The sequence below is a fragment of the Streptomyces sp. D2-8 genome (genome assembly GCF_023184515.1).
GTDB lineage: Bacteria > Actinomycetota > Actinomycetes > Streptomycetales > Streptomycetaceae > Streptomyces.
Genome location: NZ_JAAHBP010000001.1, coordinates 765,352 through 786,711 on the forward strand (window position 1 = coordinate 765,352; position 21,360 = coordinate 786,711).

The following is a 21,360-nucleotide window of genomic DNA, read 5'->3' on the forward strand; positions in this document are numbered from 1 at the left end:
CGCTACCTGCGTTGCCTGTGAAGGGGCAGATACGCTGCTCCTGCGTCCCGCTCACGGCAGACGGCGCAGGAACGGGCTCGGGGTGCCGTGCCAGAAGATGTCGAGGCTGTCGCGTGCCCGGGTCACCGCCACGAACAGCAGGGATCGCGCTCGCTGGAGCTCCCTCCGGTACCGGGCTGGGTCCACCTGACGCAATTGGTTGACCTGCTGGCGGGGGACCAGACCGTCGCTGACCCCGGCGATGATCATGCGCTGGTACTCCAACCCCTTGAACCGGAACATGGTCCCGATGTGAACTCCGGGCTCGCCCCGCGCGCCGTCGGCACCGATCTCCAGGGCCCGGATGCCGTGTTCCCCGAGCGTGCTCCCCAGCTCACTCGCCATCAGATTAGTGGGAACGCAGATGGCGATCTGCTCGTGGGCGATCCGTTCGTCCGGGTGGGCGTCCCAGGACAGGATGTGCGCGGCGATCGCCTCGCGTTCCGTCTGCCAGTCCGTGCACGGGTGCATGCCGGGTGCGCTGCCGCTGAGCACGGAACGATATCCGGCGAGGGTCTCCGAGTTCCCGTCGAGGTCGTCGTAGGTCTCCTCGCCCAGCACCTCCAGCGCGGAGCGCAGGATCTGCCGTGTGGTGCGGTAGCTGAGGCTGAGCTTCGCGGACCGGCCCCGGATGTTGATACCGAGGCTGCCTAGCGTCACCTGGTTCTTGTAGATGCGCTGGTGGGTGTCGCCCACGAGGAACAGGTCATCCGAGTCACGGGCCGTCATGGCGCGCAACATCTTCCAGTGGGCGGGGCGCAGGTCCTGAGCCTCGTCGACCACGATGTGCCGGTACCGGTAGCGGAGCCAGCCGCCTGAGCCGTCCTGGAGGTGGATGTTGTCCAGGCCGCTCGCTTCCTCCCGCTGCCGTTCGATGGCGCGGATGCGCTGCTCGCGCCCTATCTCCAGACGGGCGGCCCGTTCGGCGACCTGATCCCACGTCTGGCGCCCGAGCCGGTCCAGACGCTGCGTGAAGCGTTCAGCGAGCTGCCAGATGGCGGCCCTGTCCGCCCGGCCGATGTTCTTGCCGCGTCCGGCCCGGCGAGCCCGGAAGTAGTCGGTGCGGGTGCCGACTGCCTGCCCGAGGATCACCTGCGTCCACTCGTCGTGCAGGAACTCCGCGTCCCAGTCGCTCTCGCCGAGTTCGTCGAGCATCGCCCGCCATTCCCGTACGGCCTGGCTGTCGTCGATGGTCTGCTTGCGGCTGCCGGGCTCGGCTTCCCTCACCACGCGTAGCGCGAGCTGGTCGACGTGGCTTACCTCCACGCGCGACAGTAGTTGCTCACCGCCCAGTTCCAGAAGGCGGGAGCGCAGGTCGGCAGCGAGATTCTTGTTGTAGGTGGTCAGCAGCACCGGCTTGTTGTGACCGGGCGGCAGCTGGGAAACGAGGTGGCGGACACGGTGCAGGGCGACGATGGTCTTCCCGGTGCCTGGGCCGCCGCCGACCCGTGCGGGTCCGGAGTAGCGGCGCTCCACCAACTTGGACTGAGCAGGGTGGAGGAAGACCTTCCAGCGGCCGAAGTCTCCTGCCTCCAGTGCCTCGCGCAGCGCGTCGTCGGAGGTGGTGACAACGGTGGCCGGCCGTTCGGCGGCCGTCTGGAAGTCCTCGGTGTCGACGGGCTCCGGAGCGGCGACGGGGGCGGTGACCTCGTCCCGTACCTCTTCGAACGGCTTTCCGTCATAGAGCGCGAGCAGGACCTCGCCGGTGAGCTGCGGAGCGTACTCGATCAGGCCGAGGAGCTGCTCATCGGTGGTGAGGGAGCGGATGACCGGAACCAGGGGCTCGGCCACGCCCAGTTCCATCAGCTGCCCGTCGGTCCAGGCGGCGAACAGCGGCTCGGGAGCGAGCGGTCGGGCTTCAGCGGGCGGTGCTGGGACGGCCGGAGTGGCGGTCGACGGCTGTTGCGGCGGGATGCGCCGCAGCACGCTGTCCTCCACCACCTGAAGGTCGACGTACTCGATCCCGCCGGTGACGGTGTTGATTCCGTACGCCAGCCGGTCGTAGACCTCCTTGCGGTGCTTGACCGAGACGATGAGCCAGTCGTCCTCGGCCAGTTTGAGCAGGAGGGCGCGGTACTCGTCGTTGATCCGAGCGGACCAGATGCGGCTGTCGCCCTTGAGCTGCTTGAGCTTGAGCCCCGGGGTCCGAGGGTTCTCCTTGAACTTGTGCTGGAAGTCGAACAGCGCGCCCTTGACCGTGCGCGGGAGCCGGAGGATCTCTTTGTCCGCCTTGTCGAGCAGGCGCAGCGTCACGCCCCCGGTCCTCGTCATGCCAGCTCCCCGTCTTCGTTCTCGTTCTTGTCGTTCTTCGTCGTGCCGGTGTCAGGCCGACCCGCGTCTGTAGGACTGCGGTCGGGTGTCCGCGCGGCAGCGACGCCGAGGCGTCCGGCGATCTCCTCCGCGGTCCACCCGCCTGCCGGACGTACGTCCCAATGGGCGGCGCCGAAGGCACGGTCACGGTCCTGTGCCTCGTGATCCGGCTCCTCGGGCGTCCCCTGCGGTGCCAGTACCACGCCGAGCCGGGCGTCGGGCCAGGCGAGTTCGGCCTGCCAGCCGTGTTCGTCGAGTTCGAAGCCGTCCTCAGGCGCGGGTACGCCCAGGTCGGCGAGTGCGTGAGCCAGTTCGGCCAGGCCGGCTTCGTCGGGGTCCACGTACTCCAGTACCGCGTCCCAGGCGCCCTCCCGCGCAGGCCGGGTTCCGGAAGGTGGCTCCTCTGTTCTCGCCGGTACCGCGGGCAGTCCGGCGGTCACGGCGACCGGTGGCAGGCTGTCCGGTTCCCGTTGGGGCTCGCCACTGACGACCGGCGTGATCCGCGTCGAGGACAGCCACCCCTGTCCGCCGGTCACGGTGAGCACGTCGGCGGTGAAGCCGTCGAGCAGGGTGGTGGTGAGCTGTGCGCTGTCGCCCCCGCCGTGCTCCAGGAACTGCAGCACGTTGCTCCAGTACAGCCAGGCCTGCCAACGCCGCTTGTGGGTCTTCTCCTCCGTGACGGCGTGGGCACTGTCGTCCAGGAGTGTCAACCCCGTCCATGTCGGCGGCCGGTGCCGCACGTCGGCGACCAGGACGAGTCGGCATCCGGACCGGTCCGTCGCCACGAGGACGCGCAGAGGCCCCTTCGGTTCATTTACGACCTCGTCGCGCAATGCCGCCTCGACGGCTCGGCCGACCGCTTCCGCCCCGACCGGTGCGTCCCGTAGGCCGGGGGTTCCGATGAGGCCGGCCACGGTGGCTTCGGCGCGGTGGTGCCACCGCTGCGCGTCAGGGGCACGGAGGTAGGCGAGCAGCAGTTCGGCCGGGTTGACCCAGACGGTTTCCGACAACTCGCCGGGCAGCCCGCCCCGGGTCTGGGCGTAGTAGGAGCGGGCCCGGTCCTGTGCCGCCGAGTCGTACGGCGTCCATACCGGATCGACGGGGGCGACTCCGGCATAGCCGGTGTCGCGGACGCGGCGCCGCCATTCCTTGACGTCGTAGTACGTCAGTTGGAACACCCGCAGCCCGTCGGCCCGCAGCCGGGCGCGTTTCGTCGCGTCGTCCGCGAGACGGTTGTGCTCGGGGCTCGCGTGGTACCGGTATCCGTCCAGATAGACGGCGAGCCGTGGGCCGGGAGCGTCGAGCCGCTCGAAGAGCACGTCGGGCCGGGTTCCGTCGAGGACGCGCTGCTGCGAGACCCGCCAGCTCACCGTGGCTCCGTCGCCGGTCGTCAGCCGCAGATCCAGCGCCCGGGTGCCCGCCGGGGTGGTGTACGTGTCCGCCGCCGCACGGGACTCCGGCTGCTTGGCCCACTCCTCCAGCGTGTCGACGAACATGACCTCCAGGTCACTCTCCGCCTGCTGTTCCAGCGGAATCTGGCGGGTCGTCGAGACCGGTGAGGTCTGCCAGCGTTCGCCGTCGGCGCCCAGGAGTTCGTCCAGCATGGACTGCACCTCGCGGCGGGAGACCCGGTCGTAGTCCGACGGGGGCACCCTGCGCAGGAGGCACTGGTGGCAGCCGTCCAACTCCTTTTGCTGGCATGGGCAGTTCTCGATTACCTCGCGCGCCTTCAGCAGCACCTCACGGAACCCGGCCGCGGATGCCAGCCGGTGCAGGTAGCCGGTGCCACCGGGCAGCCGGTCGTAGACGACGAGGAAGCGCCGGGGGAAGTCGGAGCCGAGTTGTTCCGGGCTGTCCGGCATCGAGGCGGCGGCGATCTCGATGTGGTCGGGGTCGCCGCCGTAGCGCGCCGCGATACCGGCGAACAGCGCCGCGGTGAAGGAGGCGAGCCGCTCTCGGGCTCGTGTCACGGAGGCGGGCAGCAGGATCCGCACGGCTTCTGTGGTCAACTCATGGGCCAGGAGCAGCGGTACGTCCTGGCCTACTCCCTGCCTCTCGCCGTGCCCGGAGCCCTGAGTGCGCCGCCGGGGACACCACAGCAGATGGTGCAGGCTCCCCTTCGTGGTGGCGGCCCCCGATTCGGTCAGCGCGTGCTGCGACTGGTCGACGACCGGTCGGCCGTCTGCCGTCGCGCCGCCGCAGCTCGTGCAGACGTAGAACGGGTTGATCCGGACGTCCTCGCCCGCCAGCGGAACCGTGGAGCTGCCGTCCTGCCGGTCGAGTCCCAGGTTCAGTGTTCTGATGACAGCTCGGCGGGAGAAGTCCACGCCGAAGGTCGCCGTGTCATGCCGCCAGGAACCAGTTGCCAGGTGCGCGGGGTCGATGTCCACCGTGGTGAGGACCGCGTACTGCCGGCGGGCGCGCTCGTCGCGGTCGTCGCGCACTCGTGCGTCGTCCCGCTTGTCGCGCGCTACGACCCGGCGCGGCTGGAGCACGTACTGGACACAGCCCGCGTCCGCGATCTCGCGCCCGTCGCAGCGCGGACAGGGCGAGGTGTCGGTCTGGGCGTCGCGTGTGCGCACGTATCCGCAGGACGGACAAAGTCGCCACACCGACCAGGCGCGGCGTTCGGGGCTGCCGATGTCGAGGGCGCGTACCACGTGCTTGTAGCCGTTGACGTAGAAGCTGTTGCCCGGGGCGAGTTCGGTGAGGGCGATCTTGCGGGAGCGCTCGTAGTCGCGGGTCTCGCTGCGGTAGATGCGAGGCGTACCGGCGGGGGGTCGGTGTTCTTTCGGTGCGTCGGTTCCGCCGGGCGTCTGGGTGGTCTCGTCGGTGTCCGAGGGGACCTCGGACCAGTACAGGGAGGCCTCCAGCTGGGTCGTGGTGTCGGCCAGGCTGTAGTTCGGCAGGAGACCCAGCTCGACGAGGGTGCCGTGCGCGCTGGTCCGGCTCAGGTCCCGCAGCAGATCGCCGGTGCTGCGGCGCTCGGCGAGCAGTTCCCGCCGCTCCCGGTCCTGGACCTCGTCCGTGCGGGCCAGTGAGTCGACGGCTTCGTCGATCGCGGCGATCCTGCGCCGAAGCTCCTCCCGCCGTCCCGTCCAGTTCTCCTCCGCCTCCTGGAGCGCACGTACGATGCCGCCGGTCGCGTACTCCCGGAGCGCGTCGGCGGCGTGCGTGGACACCCCGGCGTCGTCACCGTCCCGCACGGCGGACTCGCCATGGCCTCGTACGTGGGATCCGCCTTCGGGGAACAGGGCCAGGAACTGCTCGACGAGGGTCGCCCCGTGTGTCTGTGCGGCGTCCGCGAGGTCCTGGCACCAACCCGTCGTGCCGAAGAGAGCGGAGGCGAGCCGGGGCACCGGCTGCAACTGCTCGCCGTCCGCGGTCCTGAGCCCGCCTCGCGCGGCGAGGTCCAGCAGCCATGCGGTGTACTGGCGGCGCAGGATCTCCACCGCCGACAGATAGCAGCCCGGTGGAACGATGTCGCCGGCGATCATCTCTCGCGGCTGGTCCAGGTAGTACAGGTCCCGGGCCCGGCGTCCGCCGAAGGCGACGACCAGCGAGTTGCCGGTCTTGCGTCCCGCGCGGCCCGACTGCTGCACATAGTTGGCGGGCCCCTTCGGCAGCGAGCCGATGAGTACGGCCGAGAGGTCGCCGATGTCGATGCCGAGTTCCAGCGTGGGCGTGCAGGACAGAACGTTGGGGTCGGTGTAGTGCGTTCCGGCGCGGAAGGTCCGCTCGACCTGCTCACGCTGCGCACGGGTCAGCATGCCGGTGTGCTCGGCTGTGACCACGCGGAAGGTGCCGCCGGTCAGGTACAGCCGCCGGTAGTAGTCGTTCGTGTAGTCGCGTTCCTGGAGAGCGCCGAAGCCCGAGCCGGTGACGCCCCCGCTGCCGCTGTGCGGTTCAGGCGGTGTCACGCGGTGCATCCCCGGTTGCGGTGGCGTCAGGTATCCCTTGCACCGATAGCGCGGGCACGGATGGCCGTACCAGCGGGTGCGCCGCTCCGGCGGCACGACCTGCTGCCAGCCGCAGTCCTCGCACGCCACGAACGACTTGTTGACGATCGAGTCGTCCAGCAGCCGCACCTGGATGTGGCCGGGCTGAAGACCGTAGACGCGTGTGGTGCGGTCTTTCGCCGTCCGCACGCTGAGCACATGCTCGTCGGCGAGGGCGGGCAGGAGCCGACGGAGGTACTCGGTCGCTCCGGGGGCGTCCAGCCCGAGACAGCGGCGGGTCCAGTCCTGGAACCAGCCGAGACGGCCGGTGACCACGTCGAACTCGGACCGGTCCTTCTGCCCGTCCAACAGGAACCGCGGTGGGGCGATCCCCTCCGGGAACGCGGGCATGCCGTCGGGCCGCCGCCCGCTGATCAGGAACCGGTCGGCGCCGGCCTCCCGCATCCACTGCTCTAGCCACCGATGCCGGATCGCGCCGCGCAGCCGCAGCCGCTCCAGAAGGCCTCGCACGTAGGCGAAATACCTCTCGGGTGTGGGGAGGCCACCCGCCATCACCATCTGTCCCGGCAGCGCGAGGTGCAGATCACGGGCGAGATCGGTGACTCTCTCAGGGTTCTCGACCACGACCTCGGCGGCGGCGGTCCGCGTGAGTTCCAGGGTGCGTCCCAGCCGTGACCGCAGCCCGAACTCCATGACCGTGGCGAACGCCAGCCGTTCACCGATCAGCCGCCAGGTACGGGCGTCCCCGGTGCCGCGCCCCGACAGCACCCGGTCGACACCCGGCTCGTCGTGCAGATCCGGCGGAACGACGGCGGCCAGCGCCTCGGGGTCGTCCACCGAGTCGAGTACGTTGCCGATCAGATCGTTGAGCGCGGTCGCCGTCCCGGAGCCGTCGAGGTTGTGCGCGAGCAGCGACCTCAGCGAGAACTTGTACGAGGCGTTGGCGACGTATCCGGCGCGGTGCGCGGCGTCCTGCGTGGAGTCGTTGAACAGCAGTGTCTTGCGTTCCTCCGGTACCAGCGCGATGTCCCCGCCCGTGAAGAGCTGGGTGACGGTGGCCGAGGCCAGTGCCGCCTGCGCCGTACCGAGGAACCGGATGCTGTTGTCGGTGTTGCACGCCGGGCAGCGGTCGTCCCTGGCCGCCTTGTCGGCGGTCTTCTTGTCGAGCAGCGCGAGCGCGAACCAGGCGTCCACCAGGTCCCCGTCGTCTGCCGCCGTCGGCAGCCGGTAGGTGCCCTGTGCCCCGTCGAGTACCACCACGGAGAGGGGATCGACGCCGCTACCCGCGGGCAGTCGCCCGGCCAGCGCGTCCAGTGCCTGGCGCCGCTCCGGCTCGGTCGCGGAGATGAAGTAGCGGATGCGGCGCTTGTCCCGGCCGACACCCGCTCGCCAGATCCGGTCCTGCGCCATGACGAGCTGCTGCGGATCGGCCTCCGGGGACAGCGCGGCCCAGCCGGAGCGTCCGCAGGCGCGGCAGTAGACGGCGGGCAGATGGACCTGGGCGGGGCGCACCGCCGTATCCGTGCCCGCTAGAGGCTGCGGCCGGTTCGCCCCGGCAGAGGACCCACTGCCGGCGGAGGGGCCGTCCTCCTCGTCCGACGGCGGAGACGCGGCCAGGGCGGCGCGTCTGGCCTGCGCGCGGTCGTCCTCGTACCAGCGGAACTCCGGTGTCCGGCCGACCCCGCGCAGCACACGCGTCACCGGCCGCACCCAGAGATGAGCCTCCACGTGCAGCAGGGGACGCGGACGCCGTTCGTCGGAGTCGGGATCCCGAGCGGCGGACAGCAAGGCCACGAAACGGGCCAGGGCTTGTAGCACCAGCTGCGGATTCTCCCGGGCGGTGCGCCCCCAGGCGTATCCGAAGCGCGCGAGCCGGTCCCGCAGGCCCCACTCGTCCAGTGGCTCGCCGTCGAGCAGCGCGAGCACGCCCTGAGTGAAGTCGTGCCGCTTCAGCAGGCGGCCGATACGGAATGCGTCGAGGCCCTGCCGCCCCAGCATGCGGGCGGCGAGTCCGTCCAGGTCCAGCAGATCCGGTTTCGCCTCCACCCCGATGCCGCCCGACGCCGCGATGACCTCTTGCGGAGAGGGCGGCTCGGGAAGCGCGTAGTCGACCTCGCCGGTGAACTCCTTGGCGGTCAGTCTTTCCTCGCCGATGACCGCGTCCGCCGTGAACGGCATGCCGAACACCTGCGCCGCCACGTCCAGAATGCCCCCGGCCGGCGTACCCGCCCGTCCCGCCCCGAGCGTCGCGGAGGTCGCCACGGGACAGATCCGCCCCAGCGGTCGGTCCGGCCGCGCGGCGTCGACCGCCGTCGCCAGCCGGCGCAGCAGCATGGCCACGTCGGTGCCCTGCGCGCCGTCGTAGGTGTGGAACTCGTCCAGCACCACGTACGCGACGTCCGCGCCGTCCCACAGTGCCCGGTCCTCACCACGCTGCAGCAGCAGGTCCAGCATCTTGTAGTTGGTGATCAGCACGTCCGGCGGGGAGACACGCATCTCCTCGCGCCGTGTCATGACCCGCCGGAAGTCGGTGTCCGGCCGGTCGCCGATGTACAGACCCGCCGTTACCTGGGCGAGGTCGGGTGCGGTCAGGTAGTCGCTGATGCGGCCCGCCTGGTCGGTGGCGAGCGCGTTCATCGGGTACAGCAGTACGGCCTTCACACCACGCCGCCCGAGAGCCTTCTGCCGTCGGCAGTGGTCGAGCACCGGCACCAGGAACGACTCCGTCTTTCCGGAACCCGTGCCGGTCGTCACGAGCGTCGGCTCGGCTTCCCTGCCGCCCAGTGTGCTGAGCCGCTGCCACGCCTTGGCCTGGTGCCGCCACGGCGTGAACCCAGGTTGCCACTCCAGATGCCGCTCCCACCCGTCGTCCGCCTTGTGGAACGGCGTCCTGATCCGCAGATACGGACCCCGGAAGATCCCGGACTCCGGATCCCCCAGAAACCGCTCAAGGGCCCGGCGGGTGTCGTCGTCGGCCAGCGCGTAGGTCGTCGTGAGGTACTGCGTCAGACTGCCCCGCAGCTGCGCGGCGGCCAGAGTGGGTTTCACGACGCTCCCCTTACGTCTGCGGATCCCGGGGCGCTCGCGTGGCAGCGGTCGCCTCGTGTGGTGCGGTGTGGTGCCGGTTCGTGTGGTGCGGATCAACCGTATAGCGCAGGTCGGACAGTGTGTGAGGGGACGGCCACACCTGCGGCCCGTGACCTCCGCAGAGAGCTCCCGCGCCGGATGGCGGGTGTTGACACCGAGCGTGGCCGATTGGCGCCCTTTCCGATATTCACAAGTGGTTTCACCCTGAAAGAAAGCGAGGGCAAGCGAAGGAAACACCGCACACGGGCAGCGCCGAGGGAGAACGCCATGTCCGTACCGCCGTACGTTCCCGTTCTGCCGACCCGGCCGCACGCGGCAGCCGCCTACCGCGCGCTGGCGCCGGACGTACAGCGCCAGGTCGCCCCGCTGTGGACGTTGCCTCCCCGCCCCGGCATGCTGCCGAAACCATTGGCCGAACGCGTCGCCAAAGAGGCCGGTGCCATCGCCGCCGCACAGCGCCTCGGGTCCGGGTGGCTGGACGCGCCCTTCGCAGACGACGTCGAAGCAGCGGTCCTGGCAGACGTCCTGACCCCCGAGTGGTGGGACCACCGCAACCTGCGACCGGTCACCGGACCCGGGCGCACCGGCGCCCAGCAGTCACTCGCCCTCGCCGCGGCCCGACACCGGGAGGACGGACTCGGTATCCGCGTACGACTCCCCGGCGACTGGAACGACCGCACGGCCACGGACGTGGCCGTGCTGCTCGACCGGCTGCCCTCGGGCCACCCCGCCGACCTGTTCCTCGACCTCGCCACCGTCCTGCCCGACCGCCCCGACGCCGCCAAGGAGGCCGTGCGCGCGCTGGACACCCTGGTCCCACTCACCTCCTGGCGCACGGTGACCGTCGCGGTCGGCGGTTTCCCCGAACCGCCCGACGACTTCCGGGAGGGCGTCCCGTACGAGGCCCCGCGCACGGACTGGGAGACCTGGCAGGAAATCCGCCACAGCGAACGCCAGTACCTGTCCTGACTGCGCTACGGCGACTACGGGATCCATCCGGCCACCTACGTCACCCAGCCCCCGCCCTCACGCAGCGGGGGACCACCCTGGGGCGTGCTGCGCTACACGACCGCCCGTTCCTACCACCTGTCCAAGGTGCCGCACGGCAGGCAGTACGACGAGGCCAACCGGGAGGCCGCCAGGTGGCTCACGGGCCTCAGCGACTTCCGGGGAGCGGCGGCGAGTGCCGGCGAGGAGTGGCTCTGTGACCGGGTCCGGGGCGTCGAGACCACAGGGAACCACTCCACTTGGAACCGGCAGGGAAACGTCCAGCACATGACGTTCGTGACGCGAAGTCTCGGGCATTGACGGAGGCTGACTTCTATCAGCCCACCAGAGCCGATTTCAGGTCTCGGGGAACATCTGTTGGCCGGGAATGGGTGGTGTCGGACGTCGCTGCCTGCGCAAGCGGTTGGCGAGCGCTTTGTCGTACCCCTGAGCGTGATTGCGTCTGTGCCGCTCCTTGACCGTCTCGCGCAGTGGGCCGGTGGCTCTCTCGACGGCGAGGACTACGGACATCTTGTCTTCCTCGGCCCGTTGCGCACCGATTTCCGCGAGCTGCTCGATCGTCGTGCCGACGGTCCCCACCAGTCCGTTCTTGATGAGTGTGGTGAACTCGGTGTTCGTCAGATATCGGTCGACCTGTGGGTACCCGAGCATCCGTCCACCGTTGGGGCCCCGTGTGACGTCGTCTTCCAGCAGCAGCCGTACGTACGGTACCGGCAGGTACATGCCCGGAGAGGGGCCCGGGTCGATGGTCTCCGTCAGCGGCCAGTAGGCAAGCTTCACAAAGCATGGGTCAGGGCCTAGGCGCCACTCGTGGGGATGGCCCGCCGGGCGGCTGAGGGCGGCCACTCGCTCCAGTCGGTCCAGCTGACTCAACAGCTTCTTGTCAACGCGAATCCAGCGGTTCCCGGCCTCGTGCGGCAGGCGCTTGTACTGCACCAGCGCGAAGCTCTGCGTCGGCTCGTGGTAGAAAATCAAGTCGGTTCCGAGGCGAGTTTCGACCGGTGACGCGTTGACATTCGCGATTTCGATACGGCGGCCGAGGTGCTCGAAGACCTGGATGTCGCATCGAAAGGTAGAGCCGACAGAGCCGCCGACGTACGGCGGTCCCATGGACTGGAAGACGTCGTCTCCGTCGAAGAAGTGATGCATGTCGTAATCGAGTAGCGACGGTTCATAGGGTTCGGCGATCAAACCAGCCAGAACGGGCGCGTGGCGATCGGCCGGGCGTCGCCACGCGGCAAGCCGAGCTGGCGGAATCCCTACGGTTACCATTGCCAGACGGGCTGCTTCGAGTTGCTCCTGCCAAGAGGCGTCCTCAACCCGCCCCAGCGGATCGAGGCGTTCTGGCGCGGCAGCCTCACCAAGAAAGCCGAGCAGTTGGTGCAGTTTCTCATGGTGCTGGGCGATAGCCGAAAGAAGAGCGTCGGATACTGCGTCGTCCAGGATGGTGACTTCTCTGCCCGAAGCGGCAGCGACCACGTTGCGGAAGTGAAACGGGAGTTTCTCTTCGATGGCCTGCATCGACACGGGGACGGGGCATTCTCGCAGCAGTTCCACGTTGACCCGTGAGTCGACTGCGGCCACCTTCTCTCCGCGTGGCTGCCGCACGACTCCCAGCCAGACCAGTGGGGATGCCTGCCCGGCTGTGGACGACCGTGTGACGAGCAGAGTGATCTGAGGCTCGGAACCGCTGGGCAAGGCATCGGCGGCGACAGTCTTGGTGAAGGACTGCTTCAACCGTAAGTCCATGTCAATACGGTCGAGTTCCTTCTCGCTGAGCGCTATGACGTAAACCATGCACGGAGAGTACGCGAATCATCGTTGCATCCCGTGGTTGGGCGAGCGGCCGGTGAGAGGGCAGCCCGTCTCCGCCCACACCGTCTTTCCGGGGGCCGTTACGCGTGGCGCGACGCCCCACCGGTCGGCCAGCGCGGCCACCAGCATCAGCCCGCGACCGGACTCGGCGTCGCCGGGAGCCTCCTGCGAGGACAGCACAGGAACTCGCTCCGTACGCGTATCGGAGACCTCCACACGCAACGTCTCACCGGTGGCGATGAGCCGCACCTCGAAGTCACGACCCGGTACGTGACCGTGGCGCACTGCGTTGGCGGCCAGCTCTGCCGTGATGAGGGTCAGCGTCTCGTTCGCCGTGGACGTGTGGGGATGGCCCCACGCGTCGAGTCTGTCGGCGACCATGCGGCGGGCGAGGCGGGCGCCCCGAGGAGTCGGGCTGAAGCGCATCGTGAACTCATCTGTGGTGCTGCGTACTTGAGCCGGGTCACATGTTGTGGAGGTGACTGAGTGCTCGCTGTTCATGGCACCTACGCTGCCGGTGCGCACCCAGATGTGCCCAGGTCCGACGCGCACACAGCCAGGCGCCGTAAGCGTCGTTGTGTTACCTGTAGGCGGCGGTGTGCGGCGGTGAGTTCTGGAACTACTCCCCGTACTCCCTCAGCAACTTGTTGAGGTTTCGGATCTTGTCCACGTCCGCCTTCGGCAGGGGATCGCTGCTGTTGAAGTGCATGACGTTGTTGCGGATCTTCCGGATCTCTTCGAGTCGCGCGATGAACACCTTGCGGTCGAGCGGCCAGCCGAGTTGCTCCCACAGCCCTGGATTCTCCAGTACGCGCTGGTAGTCGCCGACGGTCATGTCGCCGAAGGAAGTGATGCGCTCGCCCTCGGCGTCGCAGAGTTTCGTCACTTCGGGCAGGGTGAAGGCACTCGCGATGACCTGTCGCAGGCGGCGGTCCATCTCCCCGATCAGGAGGAAGTGTCCGGCCAGATCACCGTAGGCCTGGGCCACGTCGGCGGCGGTGACGATGCCGGCGATGGCGTTCCGCTGGTCCCTGACGAGGACGAAGTCGTGCTCGGCGAGCGTGGGGAGGACGTCGATCAGGTCGTGGTCGTAGCGGACGTCCCGCGCGTGCACGATGGCCTGGGAGAGGTGGGCGCCGGGATCGGCGTGCCGGGTGCGGGCTATGGATTTCCACGAGACGGACCCTCGCAGGTTGTGCGGACCGGCGAGGACGGGCAGCTGGGAGAAGTCGTGGAGCACCATCAGCGTGATGACCTCCTCGAAGGTGGCCGTCGGCTTGACGCTGATGACGCCGCCGAGGGCGGACGGCAGGGTGCCGACAGTGAGCCCGGTCTCGCGTGATTCCTGTTCTTCGGACGTACCGGACGGCACTGCGGTGCGCGCAGGAGGCCCGGTCAGGGAGACGTCCTCGGTGTCTTCTTCCGCGGCTTTGACCAGGCGTATCGTGGCGGTCAGGGGGACCTTGTCGAATTCGGGCGAGGTGACGAGGCTGTGGTTGGCGAGTTCGGCCTCGATCTGCTCGTTGACAAGGCCTCGGCCTGTCGCACCCCACCAGCCGAGCAGTTCCTGCACGGAGAGGGTGAACGGACTTCCTGCCTCAGCCGAGTCACGGGCCTTCTTCAGCTGGGCGTGCCGCTCGCTGGGCGACAGCGACGTCTGTTGCTGCTCCTCCGGCTCCGTCGGGTCGGCTTCCTCGGCGGCCCGGTCCAGCAGCTCCTGGCGCAACTGCATCAGGAATCTGCCGTCGTCCACCTGCCAAGCCGCCCACCCGTCGAACGTCCCGTACCCGACAGCGACCATGGCCGCCTTGGACGGTGAGCGGAACTCCTCCCCGTCCGCCAGCCGGATCCATCCCCGCGACGTGACCGTGGCCTCGTGCGTCTCACCCATCCGGGGCCGTACGAACGTCAGGTGTTCGCCCTCCACGAGCAGCCCGGCGCTGAGCAGGTCGGAGAGGGTCACCCGCCGTCCGTCCAGGAGGTAGCGGGCGCGGGACTGTGTCTCTGCGGGAACGGCGGTGGAATCAGTCATGTCACCTGCGCCTTTGCTGGTGGAAGCGGGCCGTGGGTGTCTGCTTCAGAGGTGGCGCCCGATGTGAGCGATGCGGATGGCTTTCTCGTCGTGAACGAGCCTGAAGTAGATGCGGCCGGCGTTGCGGTTGAGGTTCCCGTGGAGCTCGAAGCAACGGCTCTCGCCGTCTTTGTCCTCCCAGAACCGGTTTCTGCGGGCGCTTTCGTGTTCCGGTCTGATGTTCGGGGCTTCCCAGTGCGGGCCGGTGGGGGAGGTGACCGGGTCCCATGCCTCCGCGCTCGCCTGAAGCTGGCGCAGCAACCGGCGCGCGCCTTTGAACCACTTCGGGTCGAGGTTCTCCAGATCGTCCTGCACCCGGTCGAGGAACTGGAGGTTGGGAAAGAAGTCCGTATGTCCTGCCCAGAGTTCAGCTCCGCTGGAGACGCTGTCCAGTCCTTCCAGCCGCCCCCATTCCTCGTGGTCACGGAGGTGCGCCTTCTGGGAGGCATGCCGAATCGTCTCCGGGTACTCATCGGCGACGGTCTCCCCGGTCTCGGGGTCCTCCGACAGTTCCTCGATGCGAAGTTCCAGCCAGGCCGTGTCCCAGTCCGGGGCGAGCGGCAGACTCACGGCGAGCCCGTCCGTCATCTGGGCCGCGCCGAGCCCGTGTACGTCGACCCCGTTGTGCCGGTGCCAGATGTCGTCCCGGTCTGGCGCCGCAGCGTCGTGGAGAGCGGCCGTGAAGGTCGTGCAGCGGTCGCGCATCCGCTGGATGAAGCGGTGTTCGTCCCTGTTGCGGGCGTCGTTGCGCCACTGTGCGTAGTAGTAGCCGTCCGCGAGTTCCGCCTGGTCGAGCGGGCTCTGCGTGGCGAGGCTGATGTCCCGCCAGCGCCGTAACTCCCGGAGCACGTCCACGAAGGTGCGCATACCCGAAGCGACCTCGTCGGGCCCGCACTTCGTCGCGCAGGACTGTTCGTTGAGAAACACAAGCAGCGGCACGCCCTACCCCATTCTCGTTCCCGCCGATGGCCCCGACCCCCCGGGGCGCTTCAATGGCTCTGTGTGCCTGCTCAGTCGAGCAGCTGATCGAGGGAGTTCTCCCACTCGTCGAAGAAACCCTCGGGCCATTCGGAGAGCCGGCCGTCCGGCCCGATCACCGGGCTGACGACCTCCGAGGTCTGATCCTTGCGACGGAAGTAATGCACGGCGGTCGCGTCCGCGCTCAGCAGCCCCTGCTTGACGCGGAGCCGCAGTCCGTTGAGTACGTGATCGCTGTGCGTCTCCATCACGATCTGCGCCCCGCCGGCCGCCGCAGCGCTCGCCAGGTACGCCATCCAGGTCTGGCCCTGCGGGTGCAGGTGCGCCTCCGGGTTCTCCAGCAGGATCAGTGTCCCCGGCTTGGCCGACAGGCAGGCCACGACGATCGGCAGGACGTACGTGAGTCCGAAGCCGACGTTGGTAGGGCGGTACCGGTTTGACTGGGAGACACCCGATCCGAAGCGGTAGCTGAGCCGGACGGAGTCGGTGCCGTCGATGCCGGCCGCCTCCAGGCTCACCCCGGGGCACAGTTTCTGCATCCAGGCTTCCGTCTGGCCGAGGAGCGTGACGGACGCCGCGTCCGGGACGAGGAGCGCTGACGCCTCGACGGGATCGTCCTGGTGAGCGCGCAGATAGTTCACGGTGTGCTCACCATGCGCGCCGAGGAACCCGCGCGTGGTCACGGCGTGGTGCGAGCGTGGATAGCTGACCTGGGGTGAGACACGGTCGGCCTTCAGGTACTGGAAGCCCGGCCCGAACAGGGTCGGCATCAGACCGGCAAGGTCCTTGCTGTCTCTGTCCTCGTCCGTGTCCGACAGCAGCTTCAGATGGTCGGCTTCCCGCTCGTAGAGGGCGCTCCATCGGATGGAAGCTCCGTCACCGCGCACCGCGAGCGAGATGTGCGGACCGGTCTCGTCGTATGCCTCGTGCCGTACGTCCTGTCCGATGCCGAGCTGCACCAGCTCCTCGTTGAGCAGCAGCCCGGCCTCGCCGCCGCCGACCGGGGCAAGGTCACCCGACTCGTACGACTGCCGCAGCAGTGCAAGGGACTGGAGTACGGAACTCTTGCCGGAGGAGTTGAGCCCGGTGAGCAGGGTGAAGGGGGCCAGACGGAGTTCCTGGTGGGCGAACGCCTTGAAGTTGGTGAGAGTGAGCGACTCAAGCATTCGTGGACTCCAACACCTCGCGGAACAGGTCCTTCATGGACTGGAAGCGGTAGTTGACCTTGTTGGCGTCGCCAGTGCCCGAGGAGATGGCGTCGTAGAACGCCGGATCCTCCATCAGCCGCTGGAACTTCACCGCGACGGTGTCCGCGCGTTCGGACAGCACCTTGGTTTCCTCCGGTGTGCACTGGGCCAGGGTCACGGCCTGCACCTCGAAGAGTGCCTTGTTGATCGGATAACGCCGTACCGATGTGTCGAACTGCTTGCGGAACGCCTGGTCGCCGAAGACCCGCTCGCTGTCGAGCATGGCGAGGCAGAAGCGGGCTTCCAGGTCCTCCATCTCCGCGGGAGTCAGCCTGTTGATGTGGTGCATCGCCGCACGTAGGAAGCCGTCGAAGTCCTGGGTGACGTATCGCCCTGGTGGAGTGAGCCAGAACGCGAGAAAACGCAGGCACAGTTCACGCTCCGCCATGCGGCTGGGGGAGACGCTGCCTGCGGTCGCGGTGAGGAAGAAGGGGCTCTCGGCGAGCCGGGCCAGGAGATCTCGCGCCTGACCGGGAATGAGCGCGTGCCGCAGCTCCTGCTGCGAGAGGGGCAGCCCTCCGGTGTTGATCCGCGTGAAGATGTTGAACCGGGCCTCTTCGGGCGTGCCCTTCCGGATGAGCAGCAAGGACAGCTCGGTCTCCAGAATGCGGGTCTGCATGCGCCCCGGCAGGTCCTCGAACGTCTTGCCGTTGTAGTCGAGGTACTCCAAGTTTCCGAGCACAAGCGGTTCCAGCCCGGCGGCCTCAGGTTTGACGAACCGGACGATGGTGGTGAGCCGCTGCACCCCGTCCACAACGGTCCAGGAGTCGTCGGCCTCCTCCGCCACGTAGATCGTGGGCAGCGCAATGCGCAGGAGGAGGGACTCGATCAGTCTGCTCTGGGCCGTCTCGTTCCAGATGCCGGAGCGCCGCTGGAAGTCGGGTTGCAGATCGATGAGCCCGCGTTTGAGGCGCTGAAGCATCAGGTCGATCGTCGTCGCGCGCGGATAGACGTCGATCAGCTCCGGGTCGAACGGCGCCCGGTGGCTCGGACCGAGATCCTCCGCTTCGATGCCGGCGCTGAGCCCGGTGTCGGTCAGCTCGACGAGTGGTTCGTCGTTCCGCTGCGTCGAGGACGCAGCGGACGCGGGGCCCGGTGACGACTGTTTCGGCTCCGGCACGGGAGCGCTGCCGACCAAGATGTGCCCCTCCGCATACGTATATACCGCCGATGAATCGAACGTGTCCGTACAGTAGCTGATCGACTACGGTCAGCGCCCTGCGTTCCGCCCGGAAGAAGCCGCGCTGTTGGGGCAGTCCCCGGCCGGACTCAGCGGCGGGTGCCGCCATGGTGGGAACAGGTGCCGCGGCCGGTGGATCCGGAGACCCAGCCGTCGCGGCACACGGTTCCGGGGAGCGCGGGCGTGGGCGTCGGAACTGTGAGGGTGGGCGGCGGCGTTGACGTGGCGGGCAGTGGTGGCAGGGTGTTGACGGCGGTCCAGCAGTTTCCTCGGTCACCGAGCCAATAGGCCTGAGGTGCGGCGTCCGGGCAATCCCCGTACGGAGTGCCGGCGGGTACGAGGCCCTGTTCCACGAAGAGGTCCACCGCCGTATCCAGAGCACTTGCCGGGGCTATCGTCGGAACGACCTCACGCTTCACATCGACGAGGCGGACGGCCAGCCCGCGGCCATCGGCCGGCCGTACGGCGTAGGCCGTCCTCGACATGGTCGCCGAGGCGCTCACGTGGCCGAAGTAGGTGTGCTCAGTGGCGAGCGAGCGCTGCTCGGAGTCGATGAACTCGACGGTGACGTCGTAGTTGGCTTCGCCCGTGCCGGTGTTCTTCACCGTAATGTCCACCGCGCTCATGTCCGAGTCCGCGTCCGAGCACCGCACGTCCCCCAACTCGACCTGACGTACGGGCCCGGATGCGCGCGTGGGAATGGCTGAGACGTCGGACGCGACGGGCGGACAGACGTCGCTCTCCGCCTGACCGGTGCTCGGCCGAGCCGAGCAGCCGGTGGCGAGAAGCAACGCGACCACCGCGACCACCGAGACGACCGACAACCTCACGCTCTCCACTGGCGGCCCCCCCATCGCTGTCCGGCCGCCCCGGAGGACGATTGCGCACGTCGGCGCCAGGGCGCGGGTTTCCATGTCTCTGACTGCCTCAGCGTGTTCTCGTCCGTACGGATCCGCCCCCAGCGCGTCACCTTCGCTGGGCAGGCGGCGCCGGATTGGGTACGCGTCGGTTGAACACCCACACACCCTGTGAGTGAGTCGCCCCCATGACCCGTCCAGCGACCCGCAGCCACGGATTCGCCTTCTGGAAGGGCGCGAAGTTGTCGTTCGAGACGATGACTCCGCTGACCTCCTCGGCGATGCTGATCACCAGTGCGTCGCCCCGCCCCTCGGTCCCGGCCGGAGGCTGTACGACGGTGCCGTCGGCGATGGCTGCCTCCACGAGGGGCCTCTCCTCGGCGGACACGTCGTGGCGCAGGGTGGCGTCGACCACCACATGGATGTCGCAATCGGGGTGCTTGAACCGCAGCGACCGGACAGCCGCCTGTAGTGCCGCGAAGCTCGGCTTCCCGCCCGCAGCACGCGGCGGGCGTCCGTTCCAGGCGAGGTTGGATCCGTCGATCACGAGCGGCGGCGCGGCCGTGTTCGCGTCGGCCGACCGGGGCGCGGAGCGAGGCGGGGCGGGTTTGGGCGCCCCGTTGCCCTGGCCCTGGGGCCGGACCTGCGGAGGATGGGTCGGGGTGGCCGCGGGCCGGGCGGCCGGCGCCAGGGCGAGCAGCCGGTCGAGCTCCTTCTTCACCTCCGGCAGGACGTTCCCGTCCCCGAACACCTTCACCTCGCCGTCGAGGACGACCTCGCCGGTCTTCTGGAGGGTCGCCCGGACGGTCAGCAGGCCTTCCTTGCTGTAGGTGTACTCCAGGTCGAAGACACCGTCCTCGGCCGTGCAGCGTCGGGGGTAGGTCAGAACGAGGTCGGTCAGTTTGACGTTGTCCGGGTGGCTGACCTCGCGGTCCGGGTCTCCTTCCCAGACCTCGACGTTGAGCTGGGAGACGTTGTCCTTCGTCGGCTCGTACGACTTCACGCGCCGCTGCGGAAGGCGCTGGTTACGGTCGATGAGGGCGCTGAACTTCCGCCTGCCCCCACGGTCCTTGGTGATCGTGCCCAGGGCGTGCGTGTTGACCACCCGGATGATGCTCTTCAGCTCGCCGTCGATGGCGGCGGCGCTGATCGCCGCTCCCTCGGCGACCGCGGTCATCGGGTCGCACAGGGAGGTGTCCACGAGTTCGCAGTCGAGTGCCTCCGAGACCGCGGCGCGCACTGCCGGGATCTGGCTGCTGCCGCCGATCATCAGTACCGCGGTGAGGTCCTGCGGGTCGATCCGAGCCTGCTCCAGGCATTCCTCAACCGGGTCGAGGGCCCGGTTGATGAGGTCCTGGATGGCCTCGGAGAACTCGTCCTGCCCGATCTCGACGGTGACGTCGTCGGGCGTTTGGATGCGGACCGATTCCTGGTGGGAGAGGAGGATTTTGGCCCGCTCGATCTCCAGGGCGAACATCCGCTTCTCGGAGTCGCTCCAGCGCCCGCGGGCAGGCGCCTGGTCGAGGACCATGCGGCGCAGTCGGGCGTCGATCTCCAGGCCGCCGAGGCGGTTGACGCCCCGGCTCGCCTTCTCGTCGAAGAACCCGTCATCGTGAAGGAGGAGGGTGGCGTCCATCGTGCCGCCACCCCAGTCGAAGACCAGAAACTCGCCGTCGATCTCCATCTCGTGCGCGTACGCGATCGCCGCCGCCGTCGGCTCGTTCAGCAGGGTACGGACCGTGATGCCCGCGGCACGGGCGGCCTCACGGGTCCGGAACCGGGCCGCGCCGGTCGCGTTGGCGGGCACGGTGATGACGGCCTCGCGGATCTCGGTGGCGGCCTCCTCCTCCGCCGCCCCCGCGATGGCGTGGAAGACGCCGGCGGCGGCGGTGGTCGCGGCGAAGCGTTCACCGCCCAGCTTGACGAACGGCTCCTCGCGCAGCATCCGCTTGCACGCCTCGACGGCCTGCTCGGAACGGAGTTTCGCCTCCCAGCCGAACAGGGTGCCCGGCCGCAGGGAACTCGTGCCGACGACCGACGGGTAGAGCAGCTCGAACCCCTCGCGCCTCCAGTTCGCGTCCAGGCCCTGCCCGCCGATCTCCAGCAACTCGACGTACTCGCCGTTCCACTGGGCGGCGACCGAGTTGGTGGTCCCGAAGTCGATTCCGGCTGCCGTCATGCTTCCTCCCCCGCCTTCATGCCCGCGGGCCCGGCGATGCGCCGGAGTTGCCCCGCGAGAATGACCTTCCCTGTCAACTCGTCGACGTATGCCGGACTCAGCAACTCGAAGGCGTCTCCCTCGCCCTCGGTCACCACGAACCGGTCGCTCTCCTCCGGCTCCGTAACCCGCAGCAGCCGCAGTTCCCGCAGGTGCGCCGTCATCGCGCCCTCGACGGTCTCGCGGCTGTCTCCCGCCCGGGACCACAGCAGCGCGTCGATCTCGGCGAGACGTCCGGCGAACTGGGCGCGCGTGCGGAACTCGTCGAGCACCGCCCTGCGCACCGCCGCGGTGAGCGCGCCGGCCGGGGGCGCTGCTTCGGCCCCGGCAGCCTCCAGTGCCTCCGGTACGCGGGCCGCCACCCCTTTGATGACCGTCATCGCGTCGATCGGATCGGGACGAGGGGGAGCCTCGACGGCACGGGCCTCCGTGGGCTTGACCGGGGCATCCGTGTGCTGCCCCCGGCGGCGCTTCAGACCTCCGGGTTTGTGTGGTGACGGCGCGCCCTGTGCCCCGGGTTGCGTCTGGCCGCACGCGGGGCACGGGCGGTGTGGTCGCTCTCTCTTGGGAATCTTCTTCTTGGGAGGCATC

The 21,360-nt window shown here is 68.8% G+C and carries 11 protein-coding genes and 1 pseudogene; 1 reads left to right on the forward strand and 11 read right to left on the reverse strand.

All coding sequences use genetic code 11. From position 1 onward, the window contains the following. Positions 1 to 51: 51 nt before the first annotated feature. Together G3I77_RS03460 and G3I77_RS03465 are read right to left on the reverse strand one after the other, a co-directional pair. A complete protein-coding gene (locus tag G3I77_RS03460) occupies positions 52 to 2,310 on the reverse strand; it encodes a UvrD-helicase domain-containing protein (RefSeq protein ID WP_248500974.1) in 2,259 nt (752 codons plus the stop codon). Then, complete coding sequence (locus G3I77_RS03465) at positions 2,307 to 9,356, reverse strand: DEAD/DEAH box helicase (RefSeq protein ID WP_248500975.1); 7,050 nt, start codon at positions 9,354 to 9,356, stop codon at positions 2,307 to 2,309. Before G3I77_RS03465 ends, G3I77_RS03460 begins: the two co-directional genes overlap by 4 nt. A 306-nt stretch (positions 9,357 to 9,662) precedes the next feature. Here G3I77_RS03465 and G3I77_RS03470 point away from each other — a divergent pair. After that, a pseudogene (locus G3I77_RS03470) lies at positions 9,663 to 10,703 on the forward strand (hypothetical protein). A 36-nt stretch (positions 10,704 to 10,739) separates the two neighbouring features. On the opposite strand, the gene G3I77_RS03475 reads toward G3I77_RS03470, so the two are convergent. From G3I77_RS03475 to G3I77_RS03515, 9 genes are all read right to left on the reverse strand, one after another. Continuing rightward, positions 10,740 to 12,200, reverse strand: coding sequence for a hypothetical protein (locus G3I77_RS03475; RefSeq protein WP_248500976.1), 1,461 nt, complete (start codon positions 12,198 to 12,200; stop codon positions 10,740 to 10,742). Between the two features lie 18 nt (positions 12,201 to 12,218). Further along, positions 12,219 to 12,644 (reverse strand): ATP-binding protein, encoded by a 426-nt coding sequence (locus G3I77_RS03480; RefSeq protein ID WP_248500977.1) that lies wholly within the window; start codon positions 12,642 to 12,644, stop codon positions 12,219 to 12,221. A gap of 193 nt (positions 12,645 to 12,837) precedes the next feature. Continuing rightward, complete coding sequence (locus G3I77_RS03485) at positions 12,838 to 14,250, reverse strand: CBS domain-containing protein (RefSeq protein WP_248500978.1); 1,413 nt, start codon at positions 14,248 to 14,250, stop codon at positions 12,838 to 12,840. Positions 14,251 to 14,295: 45 nt separating this feature from the next. Next, on the reverse strand, positions 14,296 to 15,228 hold the full coding sequence (locus tag G3I77_RS03490) for a hypothetical protein (RefSeq protein WP_248500979.1): 933 nt from the start codon (positions 15,226 to 15,228) through the stop codon (positions 14,296 to 14,298). 71 nt (positions 15,229 to 15,299) lie between these two features. Next, on the reverse strand, positions 15,300 to 16,433 hold the full coding sequence (locus G3I77_RS03495) for a DUF3696 domain-containing protein (protein WP_248500980.1): 1,134 nt from the start codon (positions 16,431 to 16,433) through the stop codon (positions 15,300 to 15,302). Then, on the reverse strand, positions 16,426 to 17,652 hold the full coding sequence (locus G3I77_RS03500) for a DUF262 domain-containing protein (RefSeq protein WP_248500981.1): 1,227 nt from the start codon (positions 17,650 to 17,652) through the stop codon (positions 16,426 to 16,428). The genes G3I77_RS03495 and G3I77_RS03500 overlap by 8 nt, the downstream gene beginning before the upstream one ends. Positions 17,653 to 17,783: 131 nt before the next feature. Next, on the reverse strand, positions 17,784 to 18,320 hold the full coding sequence (locus G3I77_RS03505) for a hypothetical protein (protein WP_248500982.1): 537 nt from the start codon (positions 18,318 to 18,320) through the stop codon (positions 17,784 to 17,786). Positions 18,321 to 18,660: 340 nt separating this feature from the next. Beyond that, the gene (locus G3I77_RS03510) at positions 18,661 to 20,730 is read right to left on the reverse strand and encodes an Hsp70 family protein (RefSeq protein WP_248500983.1); all 2,070 of its coding nucleotides are present in this window, start codon (positions 20,728 to 20,730) and stop codon (positions 18,661 to 18,663) included. Next, positions 20,727 to 21,149 (reverse strand): hypothetical protein, encoded by a 423-nt coding sequence (locus G3I77_RS03515; RefSeq protein WP_248500984.1) that lies wholly within the window; start codon positions 21,147 to 21,149, stop codon positions 20,727 to 20,729. The genes G3I77_RS03510 and G3I77_RS03515 overlap by 4 nt, the downstream gene beginning before the upstream one ends. Positions 21,150 to 21,360: the final 211 nt, after the last annotated feature.